We start from the raw sequence: 16,554 nt of genomic DNA, 5'->3' as shown, positions 1-16,554 counted from the left end.
AGTTATGCTCCGTAAAGTTGGTTACGCTATGAATAGTGAATAATTAAGAGTGAATTTCTCAATACTGATGAATAGAAAAAGCCAGCATAAGCTGGCTTTTTTATAGCTTAACAATTGCTATATGTGATGATCAGCTTTCGATGCTTTTACTGTACTAGCTCTTCCCTAAAGGTATAGCTCTAGTGGTATAGCTGAGCATCTACTTCTTGTCCTTTTTCAGGGCGCGGTACAATTTCAAAGATTTCATCAAATTCAACCAAGGCACTGAGTAATTTGTTTAACACGTCTTGCTGACCTTCTAGGCCTGCTTTTTTACTGGAAAAAAGCGCTTTTAATGTCGTTTGTTTTAAGATGGTTTTAGTGACATCGCTACGGTTAATATACAAGGTTGCATCCGCTACTAACGTTTTATCTACCTTGATGTTACTTAAGTTACCGTTAGACATTTCAACAAAAAACACTTCTTTCGTATCAGGTAACACAACATTTAAGGTAAACGGTGTGTGTTGTGCTTTTACCGAATCGACTCGTACTGCCATAAAATCCAATAAATTTTCAATGGTCATTTCAGCTAATACATCTGCTGAGGCTGTTTTTGGATTACCCGGTAAAGTACCAACACGTAACTCTTGCGCACCGGTAAGGTAAGTATTTCTCCAGCCAGCACTTTCAGCTTGATAACCAAGTTGCTCATAAGAGTCTGCTAATAATTTACGTGCTGCAGCATTATTTGGCTCAACTTGAATAACTTTGTTTAACGCTGTTGCGACAAAACGGTATTCACCTTTAGCATAATCAGCGTGTGCTTTTTCTAGTACCAACTTGCTACCGCCCATATATTCAACAAATTTTGCTGACTCTGCTTTTATTGGTAGCGGGTTTAAATTAGCTGGATTCATATCAAAGTAACCTAGGTACATATTGTAAACTGCACGAGAGTTATGTGAATATGAGCCGTGATAACCATTGGTATGCCAGCTTTGCTGAATACTTGTCGGCATTACTTCGTAGATTTTGTCACCCAAATCTTGCATAACATAACCATTGTTGGCTAAACGTAGTGTTTGGTTATGGGTGAAACCATAAGCATCACGTTGCATTTTTAAGTAAGCGCCTATTTCTTCAGTTCCCCAAATAGGTGCTGAATGCGAGGCAAACAATACCTCTGTTTTCGCCCCCCAAGTCACTAACATTTCGTTAATTTTTTTAGACCATTTTAAAGAGTCACGTACTTTAGCGCCACGTAAGGTATAAACATTATGCATACCTTGATAGGTTAGCTCACCTGCCCACAGTGCATTAAGACTTGGAATATAGGTAACCATTTCAGACTCAGCTTCGGTACCAGATGCATCCATAAACTTCATTTCTAAACCATCAAGAACCAATGTTTCAATCTCTTCCTTATGATTTAATTCATAATCAGGTTGAACATAGGTAATTTCACCTTTCGATAAACCTTTTGAAAGCGCAGCATCAACAATACCGTGTTCATGGCGATTTAACGTTGCGCCATATTGATATGCTGCACGACGTGACATAGCGTTACCCGCTAAAACATTTTCATCAACAATCTCTTTAGTGATATTTTTTGAGCCGTATACTTTCACATTCGGGAAAGCATCTTTAATAGCGCGAGAGCCGCCAAAGTGATCTGCATGAGAATGAGAATAAATCATTGCGACAATGGGTAACTTACCTGCTTCTGGTACATTTTCTTGGAAGAACTTCAGCGATTGTGCTGCCGCCTCTTTGGTAAGTAGCACATCATAAACAATCCAACCATTATCACTACGGATAAATGAGATTGACGCTAAGTCCGCACCACGTACTTGGTAAACTTTTCCCGGTACCACTTCGTACAAACCAGTTGCGGCTTGGTTTAACACCGCTTGACGCCATAATGAAGGGTTGACTGAATCAGGGGCATTGTCTGCATTCGCTACATCGGCATTAATAAAATTAAAGCTATTGCGAATAATGTCACCTGTTGCTTGGTCAAATTCAGCAATTAAACCACGATTATTATTTTCAAAGGCACGTACATCTTTAAAGTTCAGGGTTTTAGCAAATTCATTATTGTATTCGATAGTTGCATTAGTGGCATTTTTACCACCGTTATCTCCAATCTTACTTAAATGTGCATGGTTATGATCGGCTGAAAACGCCGAAATTGAGAAGGCTGCGATAATTAATGCTAATGCTGTTTTTTTCATAATGTTAACCTTTATCGTTAAAATAGAATAAGTTGTGATGAGGGTTACAACACCTCGTTTGAATCTGTAATCAGTTTAATCAACTTGTATCTATCAACAAATAGCGGATAATAGGCTTGTACTATTTACAATGTGAATGAATAGAGTCAAATGAATGGAGTATGGCTATGGCGCACAGTAAACATTTTGATTTAAACTTATTACGTATTTTTATGGCTGTTTGTCGAACAGAGTCATTCACTAAGGCCGCTGAAGAGCTTGACCTTACTCAATCATCAGTCAGTAATGCGGTTAATCGTCTTAAGGGTAATATTGCCGAAGAGCTATTTGTAAGAGCGGGTAGAGGAATAAAGCTAACCGCCTTTAGCCAACAACTCTATCAACAATTAACGCCGCATCTTACTGCTGTAGAACAACTAGTGTCAGGCTTTGATGAATTTTCAGCACAAACAAGTCAGCGAAAATTTTACGTTTACGCCAATGACCTTTTCAACCTTACGCTACAACCAGCAATATCGACATTAACTCAAGATACTCAACCGCAAATTATATTTCGAGAACCGCCTAACAACGAAGAAACATTACTTGATGAATTTATGCTTGGTCAAGTTGATTTGGCAATCGACATTTATCCGCCAAGTAGTCAGTCCTTGAACTATCAAAAGATCTTAACAGATGAAGTGTGCTGTATCGCTAGACGTGGTCATCCAAGGGTAAATAGCAACATTACCCTTGAGCAGTATTTTAATGAGAAACACGCTTTTCTAAAAATGCGCCGCAGTAATTTATCTATGGTAGATACCTTGAGTATTGAGCGCTTAGCACAGCCGCGAAAGATGCATAGTGAATATGAATCATTAACCAGCATGATGATGGTGGTTGAACAAAGCGATGTTTTAGCTATTGCTCCGCGTAAGTTAATTCAACAATATGTTGATAAATTTAACCTGCAAGTACTTGAGCCACCTTTTGCGACCAAAGCGGTAGATTTTTACTTAGTTTGGCCCAAAAAAGCAGACCAAAACATGGCACATCGATGGTTAAAAGGCATAGTGGAACAGGCGATAGTGGATACGTTTAAGGTTTAAAACTTGAGGTTTAAAGTAGAAATTTGGCGTTACCCTTCCCCTTTTAGCATGCTCTACCTGGATTTAACTCAACATCAACCATATTAAAATTCAAACAGTCAGAGCAGTTAACCTCAATGTGTTTTTTTCTGACAAGATAAATTATCACTAGCAAAGTCATGAACGTTCGGCTAGCACGACTTAGTTAAGTCTTAGCCCAATGCACCGACAACACGATTAACTATTATCCTCGCCCTGTTCTTGTCAGTATTCTTGTAGCTGTATCCATATATTTCAACTTGGACAAGTGGAATATATGGATAAAGCTAACCTATTGTTATCTGTGTTTCGGGATATCTTAAGCGCTTAATTCTAGGACTTGCTAAAAAGTAAGCTAATGTTAACGGGCCTAACCTGCCAATAAACATAAGCGTGATAATAATAAATTCACCAGGCCCGGATAAAGAAGACGTTAAACCTCGAGAAAGGCCAACGGTACCCAGTGCAGAAATAGCTTCAAAGACAATATCAATAAATGGCGCATCCTCAGTTAATAACAGAAAAAATATAGCAATACAGGTTGCGGCAATAGAGATCATAGTTAAGGCAAGTGCCTTGGTAACCGTTTCTCGGGATACTTCTCGCTTATATATAGTTATGGTTTTATCTCTTCTTAAATAACTATACGTTGCTAAAATCAGTACAATGAAAGTTACCACTTTAATGCCACTAGCGGTACTTAAAGAGCCTCCGCCAATAAACATGAGTAGTAACATTAGCGCAGTGCTAGCATCCTCTAGCTGCTCTATTGGTAAAGTATTAAAGCCCGCCGTTCTTGTAGTTACCGCTTGAAACCAAGAGGCTAATAACTTACCTGATTCTGAAAGAGGTTGTAGCGTGTTAGGGTTATTATATTCGATACAATAAATAACGATAAAGGCAACTAAATTAATGACAATGGTAGCTAATATCATGGTCTTACTATAAGGGCTTAGTTTATCCCACGATTTTGACTTTATAGCTTCTCTCCAGACTGTGAAACCCAAGCCTCCTGAAATAAGTAGCGCACTAATGGTAAAATTCACCACGGGATCACTAACGTATTTGGACAGGCTTTGCGGTGATAAAGCAAAGCCTGCATTGTTAAATGCGCTAACGGTATAAAAAAAACCATGAAAAAGACTATCAGCCCAGCCAAGTTCATTACTCCAATAGATGGATAAAATCACAAAACCTATCATTTCTATTATCAGTGAAAACAACAGAACTGATTTAGCAACGCTCAGTATTGTTGAGGCATCGGTTTGATTAAAAGCTTCTTTGGCTACAACCTGCTGTAAAAAACCTATTTTCCCGCCAAGCGCAATAAGGGTAACAACAGCAAAGGTCATCAGCCCTATACCTCCACACTGTATAAGTATGGCAATAATAGTTTGTCCAAATAGAGTAAACGAGGTGCCCGTATCAATAATAACTAAACCGGTAACAGTAACTGCTGATGTAGCGGTAAACAGACTTTGTTCCCAAGTGATTGGCAAGTTTGTCGAAATTGGCAACATTAAAAGCAGCGTGCCAATAAAAATTAAGCATATAAAGCTTCCGGCCAGAATAAGTGGCGGAGCAGCATTAACTTTTTGATGTACCTTGTTATTTCTTACAATCAAGGTTTTTGAGGGGTGCCATTTCATCATATCGATTAAATTAACCGCGGGGCTATATTTTCTAGTGTTGAACGTTTACCACATAAAATGAGTTTATCTTTAACTTTAAGCTGAAATTCCATATCGACTTGGCTAATGACCTGCCCTTCTCGTTTTACCAGTAACGGATTAATCTTGTCTTTTTCTGCAGCTAAAAGTTTGCCCAAATAAAAATCATGCAAGTTTTCTTTAATATCTATTTCAACAATATAAAGATCATTTCCTAATGAAATATAATCATTAACCATAGGATAATTTAGCGCTTGAGCTACACGTATACCCATTTCTTCTTCAGGGTGGATAATACGAGAAACGCCGAGTTTAGAAATAATAGTATGATGAGGGATTGAGCTTGCCTTTACCCATATTTCTTTAACACCTATATTTTTTAAACACAGTGTGCAAAGTATGCTTGATTGCATATCTTTACCAATTGCTACTAACACAGTATCGCTATTGGTAAGGCCTATTTCCCTAAGCACTTTTTCATCGGTACAATCACAAATAATTATTTGAGTGAGTTTATCTACATATTTATCGGCAACCTTGGGGTTACTATCAATACCGGTAACAGTGTGTCCTAGGTGAATTAGCTCTAAGCAAGCAGATAAACCAAATACGCCTAAGCCTATTACTGTGAAATGGGCCATAACTAGTCTCCAAAATGGGATAATAAAAAATTTAACATTAACAAATAAAACGGTAACCTATGCCTGGCTCTGTTTTAATGTAGATAGGATCTTCGGCATCATCTTTAAGCTTTTTTCTTAAATGCGTAATTAAAACCCGTAAATAGTGACTATCGCCACTGTGGAATTCTCCCCAAATAGCAACCAGTATTTTCTTTTGAGAAATTAATACCCCGGGATTAATTGCCAGCAACAGCAATAATTGATGCTCTTTTTTTGTTAAGTGTATTGAAGTGTTTTTAATAAAAACCATTGGTTCAAAGGTTCTAATGATTAAGTTTTCAAAGTGCAATTCTGCCGGGATAGGCTCATATTGAATGTCTCTTAATAAAACTTTTATTCTGGCAATTAACTCTTTTATTTCAAAAGGTTTACTTAAGTAATCATTTGCCCCCGCATTGAGCAGTTTTACTTTTTCTGCTGATTGCTCTCTAGCTGTTAACACTAAAATAGGTATATTGCCTATTTTTCTTATCATTGCTAACACCGCGCTACCATCAATATCCGGTAAACCTAAGTCCAATATAATGAGGTTGGGTTTATCATTCTGAAAACATTCCAGGCCGGAACTCGCATCTCTGCAACCTAAATATTCAAACCCTTCAGCTGTTAAAGATATAGAAATAAATTGATGAATTTTCTCTTCATCATCAATAAGTAAAATTCTAGGCTTGTTCATTGCTATATTCCCATGGTAATGCAAGTTCAATGGTACAACCTTGCTGACAATCTATTACAGCGACCTTACCTTTGTGGGCATCAACAATGCCTTTAACAACGGTTAAACCAATCCCTCCCCCGCCTTTTCCTGAGTCGCCAATACGACTGGAATAAAAAAGGTCGAATATTTGGAGACGATTTTTTTTAGAGACACCTAAGCCACTATCTTTAATACGCACATAAAGCCATTGCTCATCACTCTCAACTTCAACGATCACTTGCTTTTCCTTAGGAGAATATTTAAGTGCGTTATCGACAATATTGTAAATTGCTTGCTCAATTAATGACTCTTGTATATTCAACTGTTTTAGACTGTTAATTTTCAGGATAATTAACCGTTTATCCGAAAAGCGAGCCTCAATTTTTTTAATTACCGGCCAGATTGACTGATAGACAAAAAGCCCATTACATTGTTTGCTTTTTAATCTTGTTAATTGCAATAGGTTCTCAACATAATCATGAAGCCTATGGCTCTCATCCAAGGCACTATTAATTAACTGCTGCTGATCTTGCTCTTTGATTTGTGCTTTATATTCTTTAAAGGTACTTAAAGAACCAATGATTCCTGCTAGAGGTGTTCTCAAATCATGAGAAACCGAAAGTAAAATATTTGAACGAATTTCAGCTTGTTTTAGTGCTTCACTTTTATCTCTATACCGTATTGAAAGCTCGCTCATCAATATAGCGACAATGATAAAGACAATACTATTAATAATGTCTTCAGCATTTATCATGTGAAAGGAATAAAGAGGCTTAGTAAAAAAGTAGTTAAATATCAGCGCACAACAAACACCAGCCAAGGTTGTGATGGTTTTGTTCGAAAAGAGAGAAACAACGACAACCGCTAATTGTAATAAAAGTAACACGCCACTTTTAGGAAGGATAATAAGTGACAGCAGATAGGCTAACACTGAAAATAATGCCACTGTTGCGATAGAAAAAAAATAAACATACTTTTTATTTTCCGTAACACGACTCATAAACGCCATGTTTTACTCCTCTAGTGAATTAAATTTCTATTCTAATAAAGTTTTCACGCTTTCATCGCTAAATTTACGTTAAATTTACGTTTAATTCAGTGTTAATTTCTCTTTCTATCATGCGATATAGTCGGAGGGTACAATTTATTTGGAAAGCTTAACTAGGCATTCACTAGAAAAAGATCGATAAATAATCTGACACTTAAACACCCCCCTACGGACAATTATGCGCTTTTGCTTTAGGATGACAGTTAACCTAAGCCAAAGACGTCCTGAAAGTAAGTGGTTCTAATGAGTGATAGCAATGATTAATACCAATAAGAAGGCTAATGAAGATAAGCAAGCGCACTGGGATGATATTTTTTCAGCTAAAGAAGATGCGGAGCTAGGCTGGTCTGAAGATGATTGTTCACAAACGCTGAGTTTTCTAGAGCATACCGCTATATCTGCAAATTCAACATTATTCTTAGCGGGTGCCGGCACTTCCAAGCTAGTGGATGAACTGATAAAAACTGATGCTAATTTGATAGTAAATGATATTAGCGCCAAAGCACTTGAAACACTATCCCAAAGACTTAACACTACTCAATGCCAATATTTACAGCATGATTTAGGACTGCCTTTTAATAACAATGTTAATAAGAGTATTGATGAGAACTTTGCTGTTGATGTCTGGATTGACCGTGCGGTTTTGCATTTTCTATTGACTGAAGAGCAAATCAACAACTACTTTGACAACCTGAAAAGCACCGTTAAATGTGGCAGCTATGTGCTTTTGGCTGAATTCTCCAACACGGGAGCTACACATTGCGCGGGATTAGCTGTGCATCAATACTCAGTGGATGAAATGCAAACAAGACTCGGTGATAAATTTGAGCTTATCGACAGCAAGGAATATATTTTCGTCAATCCATTCAAGCAAGAAAGGCCTTATATATACGCACTATTTCAACGAATTAGTTAAACGTATTGGCTAGACCTATTTACTAAACATAAAAGTTAAGCGCATTACTATACGTACGAACTAAATGCCCTCACTAAAAGTACACAATAAAAAAGGCCAGCTGTTATCAGCTGGCCTTTGTCGTTTTACTCTGTACTTAGTTCTGTACTTAATTCTTTATTCAGTTCTGTCTTAAGCTATTTCTTGAGTTTCGACTCACAGCTCAATGAATATTTTTTAACAGCTAAACTGCAAATGGATACTTAATCGCCTCGTGGCATTCATACCCTTCTACCTTAAAATCATCCATAGTTACCCAAGTCTCTAAATCTTCTAACGATTTGATATCAGGGTTGATAATAAGTTTTGGCAACGCCATCGGTTCACGTTTTAACTGCACATCTTGCATTAACGATAACTGGTCTTCATAAATATGAGCGTTAACAATTTTGTGATAGGCCATGCCGGCTTTTTTACCAGTAATTTGCGCCATTAACGCTAAAAAGGTAAACACTTGTACTTGGTTAAAGTTAAGGCCTAGCGGTACATCACACGAACGCTGAAAGCTGGTAAGGTGCAAGGTATCACCAAGTAAAGAGAAGTTATGGGTATGCATACAAGGTCTTAAACAACCTAAGTCAAATTCACCGGGGTTGTAAAAAGTCATGATTTCAGCACGATCATCGATACCATTTTTTAGGTTATCAACAATTTTTTTCAGTTGATCGATACTGCCGCCATCTGGCTTTGCCCAGGCACGCGCTTGAATACCATAAACTCGGCCCATATCATCTTCACCTTTACGGTGTGAGTTATTAAGCCAAGCTTCATTTAAATTGGCATTGGCATCCCAAGTTTTAGTGCCAAGTTTTCGAAAATCACTGGCATTATCATAGCCACGAATATAACCAATAAATTCCGCAATAGCCGACTTAAAAAAGCTTTTACGGGTGGTAATTAATGGGAACTGGTTATCACCAACGTTATATTCCAAATCGGCATTTATAACGGTTAAACAGCGCTTACCCGTGCGCTCATTTTCAACCCAAGTACCCTGCTCTATAATTCTTTGACATAGATCTAAATATGCGCGCATTAGCTATTTCCTTTCGCTGATTTACTGACCGATTCCTGACTAGTTTTAGTCATTTTTTTACTCGCATTAATGGCCGACTTTTGCTGCTGGTTGTAACCCCAATAGATAATAAACAGTCCAATAAGTATCATCGGAATACTCAAAATTTGCCCTTTTGATATAAAGGAGAAATATAAGCCTAGATGCGCATCAGGCTCACGGAAGAATTCGACAATACTTCTAAATATGCCATAGCCAATTAAGAAGGTGCCCGAAGCTAAACCTAAACTACGCGGCTTACGGGTAACAACATACAAAATAATAAACAGTACTACGCCTTCTAAAAAGAATTCATAAAGCTGTGAGGGATGGCGTGGAACTTGTAATGCATCGGTTGGGAAAACCATAGCCCATGGCACATCAGTTTGACGTCCCCAAAGTTCGGCATTAATAAAATTACCTAATCGCCCCATGCCTAAGCCAATAGGCACTAATGGCACAATGAAATCGCCAACCGTTAAAAAGGATTTATTGGTCTTACGGGCAAAAATTAATACCGCTAAAGTCACCCCGAGTAAACCGCCGTGAAAAGACATGCCGCCTTGCCATATTTCCAGTAAATATAATGGATCGGACAGGAAGTATTCGAACTGATAAAACAATACATAGCCAACTCGACCACCTAGAATGACCCCTAAGAAACCATAAAATAATAAGTCACTGACTTGCTCGCGTGTCCATAAGCCGTTACTTCTATCGGCGGCTTTGTTTGCCATAAACATAGCTGCAAGGAAGCCAATTAAGTACATGGTGCCATACCAGCGTAATGATACTGGGCCAATGCTAAATATGATCGGGTCTATTACCGGAAATTGTAAAAACTTATCTGTCATTGCTTGTCCGTTTTCTCAAAGTAGAAAGTTAAAAGGTAGAGGTTAAATATTCGAAAGTTAAAACTATTTATTCATTGGCCGAGATTATACCCTGTTATGACTAAAAGGTTATTTATTAAAGTACTTCACTGAAAATGACTCTAGTAAAACAATGTCAACTCAAACAAGTTAACCAAGCATCATTTTAATAGCGACGCAAATAAGAAAAACGGCAAAGAATTTCTTCAAGGTTTTCACCGGTAATTTACTGGCATATTTAACCCCTATTGGTGCAAATATCGCCGAGCTCATCACAATACCTAATAATGCCGGCAAATAAATATAACCTAAGCTCCACGTCGGAAGATTTGGCACACTAAAACCGGTAATAATATAACCAAGGGAGCCAAATAGTGCCACCATTACTCCGCAAGCCGTTGCTAAGCCTATACTATGCCGTACAGATACGCCGAAAAAACTCAACATAGGCACTAAAATAGCGCCGCCAGCTATGCCCATTAAACTAGCAATAATCCCCGTTATAAAACTAATGGCTTGCAACACGTAAGTGGCTGGCAATGACCTCTTTTTTGAGGCATTAATCGAAAGCAACATGTAAACAGCCAATAAAACCACGACAATAGAGAAAAAGCCAGTTAACGCCTCACTCGAAAGAGAGTCAGCAATAAAAGCACCTAATAATGCCCCGACAGCGACTAAGAGCATTAAGGGTTTTGCTAATGACCAAGGTATATTTTTCTTACTATGATGCGCAAATGCAGCACTGGCCGAGGTGATAACAATCGCCCCTAAAGAAGTGGCTAGTGCCATTGGCATCACTATTTCGCTACTAACGCCAACCATGGGCAGTAAATATACCAGTGCTGGCACAATAATAAGACCACCACCTATGCCTAACAAGCCCGCTAAAAAACCAACGACACTACCTAAAGCAACACAAGAAATTAATACTGTTAAAATCATTCTACTTAGCGGAAAACCCGCCCCTAAATATTATTACACTGAAAAGACTAGGGAATAGCGAACAGACCACTAGCTTGATACTCATTATTTACTGTTGGTAAACTAACCACCTGCGCGAATAAAGCCGCCTAACCCTAAAGCTTCAAGCTGCTCATTTAGATAACTATGTACTTGTTTGGCCGTTGTTAAGGTTAAAACTTTAGCTAAAATTGTTTGCGCTTGTGCAAAAGAAATATGACGAATAACCCATTTAATTCGTGGTACGTTGTGTCCATTCATACTAACTTTGTCATAGCCCATGGCCAATAATAAAATCGCCCCCGCTGGCTGTGCCGCCAACTCACCACATAAGCTGATGGGAGTTAAATACTGCGCCGATTGCTGAGCTAGACTGTTTAAAGCACTTAACACCGCAGGGTGAAAGGCATCATATAAATTAGCCACTTGACTATTATTTCGATCGACCGCTAATAAATACTGAGTTAAGTCGTTACTACCGACAGAGAAAAAATCAACACGTTTAGCTAGGGCTTCCATTTGGAATATAACCGAAGGCACCTCCAACATAATACCTATTTTAGGTCGTACTAATTGCGCAGAAACCGCTTTGGCTTTTATTTGTGCTTGCTGGAGACTTAAGTGACCATCAGCATTGCTTGCTGACATTAGTTCAGTGGTTATTTCTGTGGTCAACTCTGTTTTCAGCTCAGATTTTAACTCAAAGAAGGCCTGATTGATTAACCGAATGGCTTCATCAACTTCTTCAACACCTGAAATCATCGGCAACATGATTTCTAAATTATTTAAGCCTTGATTAGCCCGTAACATAGCACGCACTTGCACCAGGAATATTTCCGGATGATCTAGGGTAATGCGAATGCCACGCCAGCCAAGGAAAGGGTTTTCTTCATTAATGGGAAAATAAGGTAGTGACTTATCGCCACCAACATCAAGTGTTCGCATGGTGACACCATGCTTAGGAAATACCTCTAATACCTTGCGGTATAACTGAGTTTGCTCTTGCTCTGATGGAAAACAGTGTCGGTTCATAAAGGGTATTTCGGTGCGATACAAACCAATACCTAGCGCGCCTAGTTGTGCATTATGTTCAAATCCGGCCGATAAACCGGCATTAAGTAACACTTCAATGGCTCTACCATCTTGGGTAATACAAGGCAGGTGTGCCACTGCCATAACTTTATCAGTCAGGGCTTTTTCTTGGCTTAGTAAATATTGATACTCTTGTATTAAGCTTTCATCAGGGTTGATAAATAGCTCACCACTAAAACCATCAAGTATTGCCTGTTGCTGATGCAATTGACTGAGCACTATGGCATTAACGCCCATGATAGCTGGCAAACCTAATGATCGCGCTAAAATGGCCGCGTGTGAATTATTAGAGCCAGATAAAGAAATAACACCTAACAGCCCCTGATGCTGATATTGCGCCACCATGGAGGCGCTGACATCATGCGCCAGCAAAATAAATTGCTCGGGTAAAAGTAATTCTTCTTTCGCTTGTTGCTGAATATTCACTAATAAACGTGTGCCTAAGTCACGAATATCACTGGCTCGCTCACGAAAATAGCTATCTTCAATGGCTTCAAATTGACTAATATAATGTTCAATTACTAACTTTAAGGCACTGTCTGCTCGCCAGCCTAGTGATATTTTTGCTGCAACTTCTTGGCCTAAATTAGCGTGGTCGAGTAATTGTTTGTAGACATCAAAAATAGCCAAGCTGTCATCATCAATAACTTCACTCAACTTACTGCTTAAGACATTAAATTCTGTACGGGTTTTTTCAACCGCTTGTTCAAAGCGTAATAACTGCTTTTGGCTATCAGGGGATTTTTTTAATGAAACCGCAGCAAGATCCGCTTGCGGTTGGCAGACAATAATTTCACCTAAGGCTATTCCTGGCGCGCCAGCAATACCATGTAATTGTTTAACACCTTGATTCTGTTCTTCTTGCTGACTGAGTAAACTTTTAATTTCGGCATTAGCCAAAGCACTGGCTAATTGCGCCGACAGTGTCACTAAAAAGGCTTCATCATTTTCGGTAAAATGACGCGACTCTTTTTGCTGAATAGCTAAAATACCCAACACTTTACGTTGATGAATAATAGGCGTACCCAAAAAGGCATTAAAGTCGTCTTCTTCAACTTCTGGCGCGTGAATAAAGTCTTGATGCAGCTGGGCATCAGCAATATTAAGTGGCTCTTCTCGTTGACCAACAAGGCCAACTAAGCCCTCAGAAAAACCAATGCAAGTTTGTCCCTGTGACGTTTTAGCTAAGCCATCAGAAGCCATTAATAAAAAATGTTGCTGATGATAATCAGCTAAATAAATTGAGCAACAATCTGTTTTCATCGCTTTTTTTACGCGATATACCATACGTTCAAGCGCATTTTGTAGTTCAGCTTCTTGGCTAAATTCCAATACTATTCGACGTAAGGTAGTTAACATTTAATTCCTCAAAGATTGATTACAAAATGATGCACACCATTTATTACACATATCAGAGTGCAAATGAAAATGTAGAAAAAAATAGCCCACAATAAAGTGGGCTATTAGGATTCTTAACGCGAATCGAATACCAAGTCCATTAATATATTTGCCACTCAGCGAGGGTTAAAAGGTTTACTAGGCAAGGCATTGATTGCAGAGAATGGTTATTCCATTGTCAAAATCAATAACGCTGCATATAAACCTTTTGAACTCGCCCTTTGGGAGCTCGGTAGGAAAATGATAACAGCACAAATTTGTTTGATTTAGAATGACTAAACCAGCACAAATTTTATTTGTTCTAACTTCCCTAGCGTAGCTCTGAGTTAGTAATATATTTAATGGTATTGGTATAAATCATAGTAATAATTAAGCTTTTTTTATAGACACTAAGCACGACGTTTACGCCGCTCTGGTCGTCGTTCATAGGTTAGCGGTAAAGCAAAACTGGCAAACTCTTTCATGACCTTGCGATAAACATCACGTTTAAAAGACACTACCTGCCTAACTGGATACCAGTAACTTACCCAGCGCCAATCATCAAACTCAGGATGTGGGCTATGTAGTAAATCGACTGAAGATTCAGCGGCCGTTAGTTTTAATAAAAACCATTTTTGCTTTTGACCAATACAAACGGGTTTAGAGTCATGCCTAATGTAGCGCTTTGGTAATCTATATTTTAGCCAGTGCTTAGTTGAAGCAACAATTTTCACGTCTTCGGGTTTTAAGCCAACTTCTTCATGTAACTCTCGAAACATGGTTTCTTCAGCCGACTCACCTTCATCAACACCACCTTGTGGATATTGCCATGAATGTTGCCCAAACCTTCTTGCCCAAAATACTTGTCCCCTGTCGTTAATTATTACTATGCCGACGTTGGCGCGATAGCCTTCGGCATCGATCACAGGAACTCCTGACAATATATAAAATTCTTGCATCAATTCAACCATATTAACGGCAGTGGAGCAAATGATTACTTTGATTTTTTTAGCAATTAATTAATAATAGCCATCAAGTTTATTTCATGGTTAATCTGTTTCCTTTATGAACATACCTTCCTCTGAACAAGCACTGATGGCAAGTGCACAAAATTTAGCCGGCTTAACCTTAGGTGAAATAGCCGAGCAAGCAGGTATTGCCGTTCCTAAGGATTTAACCCGCAACAAGGGGTGGATAGGTTTATTATTTGAGCATGTTCTCGGTGCTAGTGCTGGCTCTCGGCCTGAGCCTGATTTCCCTCACTTAGGCATCGAATTAAAGTCATTACCCATTAATGAACAAGCTAAACCCTTGGAAACAACCTTTGTCAGTGTTGCGCCGTTAACAGGCCTGGTTGGAGTCACTTGGCATAATTGTTATGTGCGTAAAAAACTCGCGCGAGTACTCTGGGTGCCAGTAATCACCCCTAAAGATGTGCCGCTAAGTGAGCGTTTAGTGGGGATGCCTTTTATATGGTCACCCAATGCTGAAGAAGAAGCGCTATTAGCGCAAGACTGGCAAGAGCTTACTGATATGATAGTACTGGGTGAAGTAGAGAATATTCATGGCAAACACGGGCAAGTGATGCAGTTAAGACCCAAAGCAGCTAATAGCAAAGTAAAAACCCAAGCCTTTGATCGTAACGGTAAACCTTTTATGACTTTACCACGGGGTTTTTACCTGAAGATAAATTTTACTCAAGCCTTATTACACCGCTATTTAAGAATTAACTAAGTTATCAAAGAAGTTAAAGCTGAACAGGAAAGGAATGAACGTTTAATTAGAGCTTAGTAACTGTTATTTCTTGGGAAATTGTTACAGTCTCTCCTGCTCTTAATTCTTGCCAACGAGTATTTGCCGCTTCTAAACATACGTATTCTTGCTCACCATCAGGGTGAATATCCGCCATAGTATTCGCTAACTCAACACCTGGATTCCATAACACCCATTGCTGGCAATTACTGCTAACGATGTCAATTTTACGTTGCCATTTACTATCAACAATTGTCACTTTTTCAGAGCTATGATATTCACGGTCAATTTCACCGATACAACTGACGCTTTGTTGCTGAATACTTGCTCTCGCGGTTAATTTGTCATGGTAATTAAGTCCAGTTAACGCATTTATAATGACGTTGCTTGGATTACTAACGGTAAAGTAGCTATGCAAGGCTGCAGAGTATTGGGCATCTTGTGACGAGATATTGCTCATGGCTAATGTCTGTTTAAAGCTTTTACCAAAGAACAGTGTTTGTTTTAATTTATAGGCATTAGGCCAAAGTGGATGTTGATTCTCTCCCGCTAAAATTAAAACTAGAGTAACGCCACTTTCATCGGCGGCAATGCTGTCAACTTGCCATGGCAGTTGCCGAGCAAAACCATGATTAACTGATTTTAGTTGCTTTGATTGAGCGCTAGTTTGTTTATCATTAGCGCCAAACCAAGGCCAACACAGCGGAATACCACCGCGAATGGCTTTACCCGTTTGATAATAAGCTTTTTTACTTAACCATAAAACATCTTTATGACCTGTGGGTTTAAAGCTTAATACTTGCCCGCCATACAAACTTACCAGAGCCTGACAGTGTGGATGGCTAATACTCAAACCTTCAAGAGCGTCGCCGTCAAGAAGCTCTGTGTTCCCATCGTTAGCAACATTATCCTGACTTAGGCTAATAGGAGTAACTTGAGCAAAATCATTATCTAGTGGTATTTTTGTCATGGGGTAAACTAATCTGCTTAGGTTATGAATTAAAAAGCTCGATGTTCCCGCTTTAAACTCAAAAAGAATAAACTTTCTTACGCAGGAAAATCTTATAGT

Annotated in this window: 14 protein-coding genes; 3 read left to right on the top strand and 11 right to left on the bottom strand. The window is 38.7% G+C overall.

Features of this window, described 5'->3' with window-relative positions:
- Window positions 1-179: 179 nt before the first annotated feature.
- Window positions 180-2,216, bottom strand: a complete 2,037-nt coding sequence (locus HRT55_RS01160; protein ID WP_291618217.1) for an alkyl sulfatase dimerization domain-containing protein — start codon at window positions 2,214-2,216, stop codon at window positions 180-182.
- A 167-nt stretch (window positions 2,217-2,383) separates the two neighbouring features.
- Between HRT55_RS01160 and HRT55_RS01155 the strand changes: the two genes are divergently transcribed.
- Window positions 2,384-3,304 carry a LysR family transcriptional regulator gene (locus tag HRT55_RS01155; RefSeq protein WP_291618215.1) on the top strand — a complete coding sequence of 307 codons (921 nt, stop codon included), beginning with the start codon at window positions 2,384-2,386 and terminating at the stop codon, window positions 3,302-3,304.
- Between the two features lie 305 nt (window positions 3,305-3,609).
- Here HRT55_RS01155 and HRT55_RS01150 read toward each other — a convergent pair whose 3' ends face one another.
- From HRT55_RS01150 to HRT55_RS01135, 4 genes are read right to left on the bottom strand one after another with little or no spacing between them, the layout of a single operon-like run.
- The gene (locus HRT55_RS01150; protein ID WP_291618213.1) at window positions 3,610-4,974 is read right to left on the bottom strand and encodes a TrkH family potassium uptake protein; all 1,365 of its coding nucleotides are present in this window, start codon (window positions 4,972-4,974) and stop codon (window positions 3,610-3,612) included.
- A gap of 5 nt (window positions 4,975-4,979) precedes the next feature.
- Entirely contained in the window at window positions 4,980-5,633 is a 654-nt protein-coding gene (locus tag HRT55_RS01145) for a TrkA family potassium uptake protein (protein WP_291618211.1), read from the bottom strand.
- Between the two features lie 37 nt (window positions 5,634-5,670).
- Window positions 5,671-6,351, bottom strand: coding sequence for a response regulator transcription factor (locus tag HRT55_RS01140; protein ID WP_291618209.1), 681 nt, complete (start codon window positions 6,349-6,351; stop codon window positions 5,671-5,673).
- Window positions 6,338-7,381: an ATP-binding protein gene (locus tag HRT55_RS01135; RefSeq protein WP_291618208.1), complete on the bottom strand. Its 1,044-nt coding sequence runs from the start codon at window positions 7,379-7,381 to the stop codon at window positions 6,338-6,340. The genes HRT55_RS01140 and HRT55_RS01135 overlap by 14 nt, the downstream gene beginning before the upstream one ends.
- Window positions 7,382-7,676: 295 nt before the next feature.
- Between HRT55_RS01135 and HRT55_RS01130 the strand changes: the two genes are divergently transcribed.
- Window positions 7,677-8,336: a hypothetical protein gene (locus tag HRT55_RS01130; RefSeq protein WP_291618206.1), complete on the top strand. Its 660-nt coding sequence runs from the start codon at window positions 7,677-7,679 to the stop codon at window positions 8,334-8,336.
- A gap of 223 nt (window positions 8,337-8,559) precedes the next feature.
- Here the strand turns inward: HRT55_RS01130 and HRT55_RS01125 are convergent, their stop codons facing one another.
- The 5 genes from HRT55_RS01125 to rppH form a co-directional block, all read right to left on the bottom strand.
- Window positions 8,560-9,411, bottom strand: a complete 852-nt coding sequence (locus tag HRT55_RS01125) for a thymidylate synthase (protein ID WP_291618204.1) — start codon at window positions 9,409-9,411, stop codon at window positions 8,560-8,562.
- Window positions 9,411-10,283 (bottom strand): prolipoprotein diacylglyceryl transferase, encoded by an 873-nt coding sequence (lgt, locus tag HRT55_RS01120; RefSeq protein ID WP_291618203.1) that lies wholly within the window; start codon window positions 10,281-10,283, stop codon window positions 9,411-9,413. The genes HRT55_RS01125 and lgt overlap by 1 nt, the downstream gene beginning before the upstream one ends.
- 168 nt (window positions 10,284-10,451) lie before the next feature.
- A complete protein-coding gene (locus HRT55_RS01115) occupies window positions 10,452-11,246 on the bottom strand; it encodes a sulfite exporter TauE/SafE family protein (protein WP_291618202.1) in 795 nt (264 codons plus the stop codon).
- A 102-nt stretch (window positions 11,247-11,348) separates the two neighbouring features.
- Window positions 11,349-13,715: a phosphoenolpyruvate--protein phosphotransferase gene (gene ptsP / locus HRT55_RS01110; protein ID WP_291618201.1), complete on the bottom strand. Its 2,367-nt coding sequence runs from the start codon at window positions 13,713-13,715 to the stop codon at window positions 11,349-11,351.
- 428 nt (window positions 13,716-14,143) lie between these two features.
- A complete protein-coding gene (gene rppH / locus HRT55_RS01105; RefSeq protein WP_291618795.1) occupies window positions 14,144-14,659 on the bottom strand; it encodes an RNA pyrophosphohydrolase in 516 nt (171 codons plus the stop codon).
- Between the two features lie 139 nt (window positions 14,660-14,798).
- Here rppH and mutH point away from each other — a divergent pair, with 139 nt between their 5' ends.
- Window positions 14,799-15,467: a DNA mismatch repair endonuclease MutH gene (gene mutH / locus HRT55_RS01100; RefSeq protein ID WP_291618199.1), complete on the top strand. Its 669-nt coding sequence runs from the start codon at window positions 14,799-14,801 to the stop codon at window positions 15,465-15,467.
- 46 nt (window positions 15,468-15,513) lie between these two features.
- Here the strand turns inward: mutH and HRT55_RS01095 are convergent, their stop codons facing one another.
- Window positions 15,514-16,455, bottom strand: a complete 942-nt coding sequence (locus tag HRT55_RS01095; protein WP_291618197.1) for a D-hexose-6-phosphate mutarotase — start codon at window positions 16,453-16,455, stop codon at window positions 15,514-15,516.
- Between the last annotated feature and the right edge of the window lie 99 nt (window positions 16,456-16,554).

It is taken from the genome of Colwellia sp. (genome assembly GCF_013214175.1).
In the GTDB taxonomy this organism is placed as follows: domain Bacteria; phylum Pseudomonadota; class Gammaproteobacteria; order Enterobacterales; family Alteromonadaceae; genus Colwellia.
The sequence above is the reverse complement of the archived record's forward strand: the minus strand, read 5'-3'. Positions and strand labels throughout refer to the sequence as shown.

Coding starts and splice junctions, on each gene's coding strand:
- mutH (WP_291618199.1), top strand. CDS start 14,799: ATGAACATACCTTCCTCTGAACAAGCACTGATGGCAAGTGCACAAAAT.
- HRT55_RS01125 (WP_291618204.1), bottom strand. CDS start 9,411: ATGCGCGCATATTTAGATCTATGTCAAAGAATTATAGAGCAGGGTACT.
- HRT55_RS01095 (WP_291618197.1), bottom strand. CDS start 16,455: ATGACAAAAATACCACTAGATAATGATTTTGCTCAAGTTACTCCTATT.
- HRT55_RS01160 (WP_291618217.1), bottom strand. CDS start 2,216: ATGAAAAAAACAGCATTAGCATTAATTATCGCAGCCTTCTCAATTTCG.
- HRT55_RS01135 (WP_291618208.1), bottom strand. CDS start 7,381: ATGGCGTTTATGAGTCGTGTTACGGAAAATAAAAAGTATGTTTATTTT.
- HRT55_RS01150 (WP_291618213.1), bottom strand. CDS start 4,974: ATGATGAAATGGCACCCCTCAAAAACCTTGATTGTAAGAAATAACAAG.
- HRT55_RS01145 (WP_291618211.1), bottom strand. CDS start 5,633: ATGGCCCATTTCACAGTAATAGGCTTAGGCGTATTTGGTTTATCTGCT.
- HRT55_RS01155 (WP_291618215.1), top strand. CDS start 2,384: ATGGCGCACAGTAAACATTTTGATTTAAACTTATTACGTATTTTTATG.
- ptsP (WP_291618201.1), bottom strand. CDS start 13,715: ATGTTAACTACCTTACGTCGAATAGTATTGGAATTTAGCCAAGAAGCT.
- lgt (WP_291618203.1), bottom strand. CDS start 10,283: ATGACAGATAAGTTTTTACAATTTCCGGTAATAGACCCGATCATATTT.
- HRT55_RS01130 (WP_291618206.1), top strand. CDS start 7,677: ATGATTAATACCAATAAGAAGGCTAATGAAGATAAGCAAGCGCACTGG.
- HRT55_RS01115 (WP_291618202.1), bottom strand. CDS start 11,246: ATGATTTTAACAGTATTAATTTCTTGTGTTGCTTTAGGTAGTGTCGTT.
- HRT55_RS01140 (WP_291618209.1), bottom strand. CDS start 6,351: ATGAACAAGCCTAGAATTTTACTTATTGATGATGAAGAGAAAATTCAT.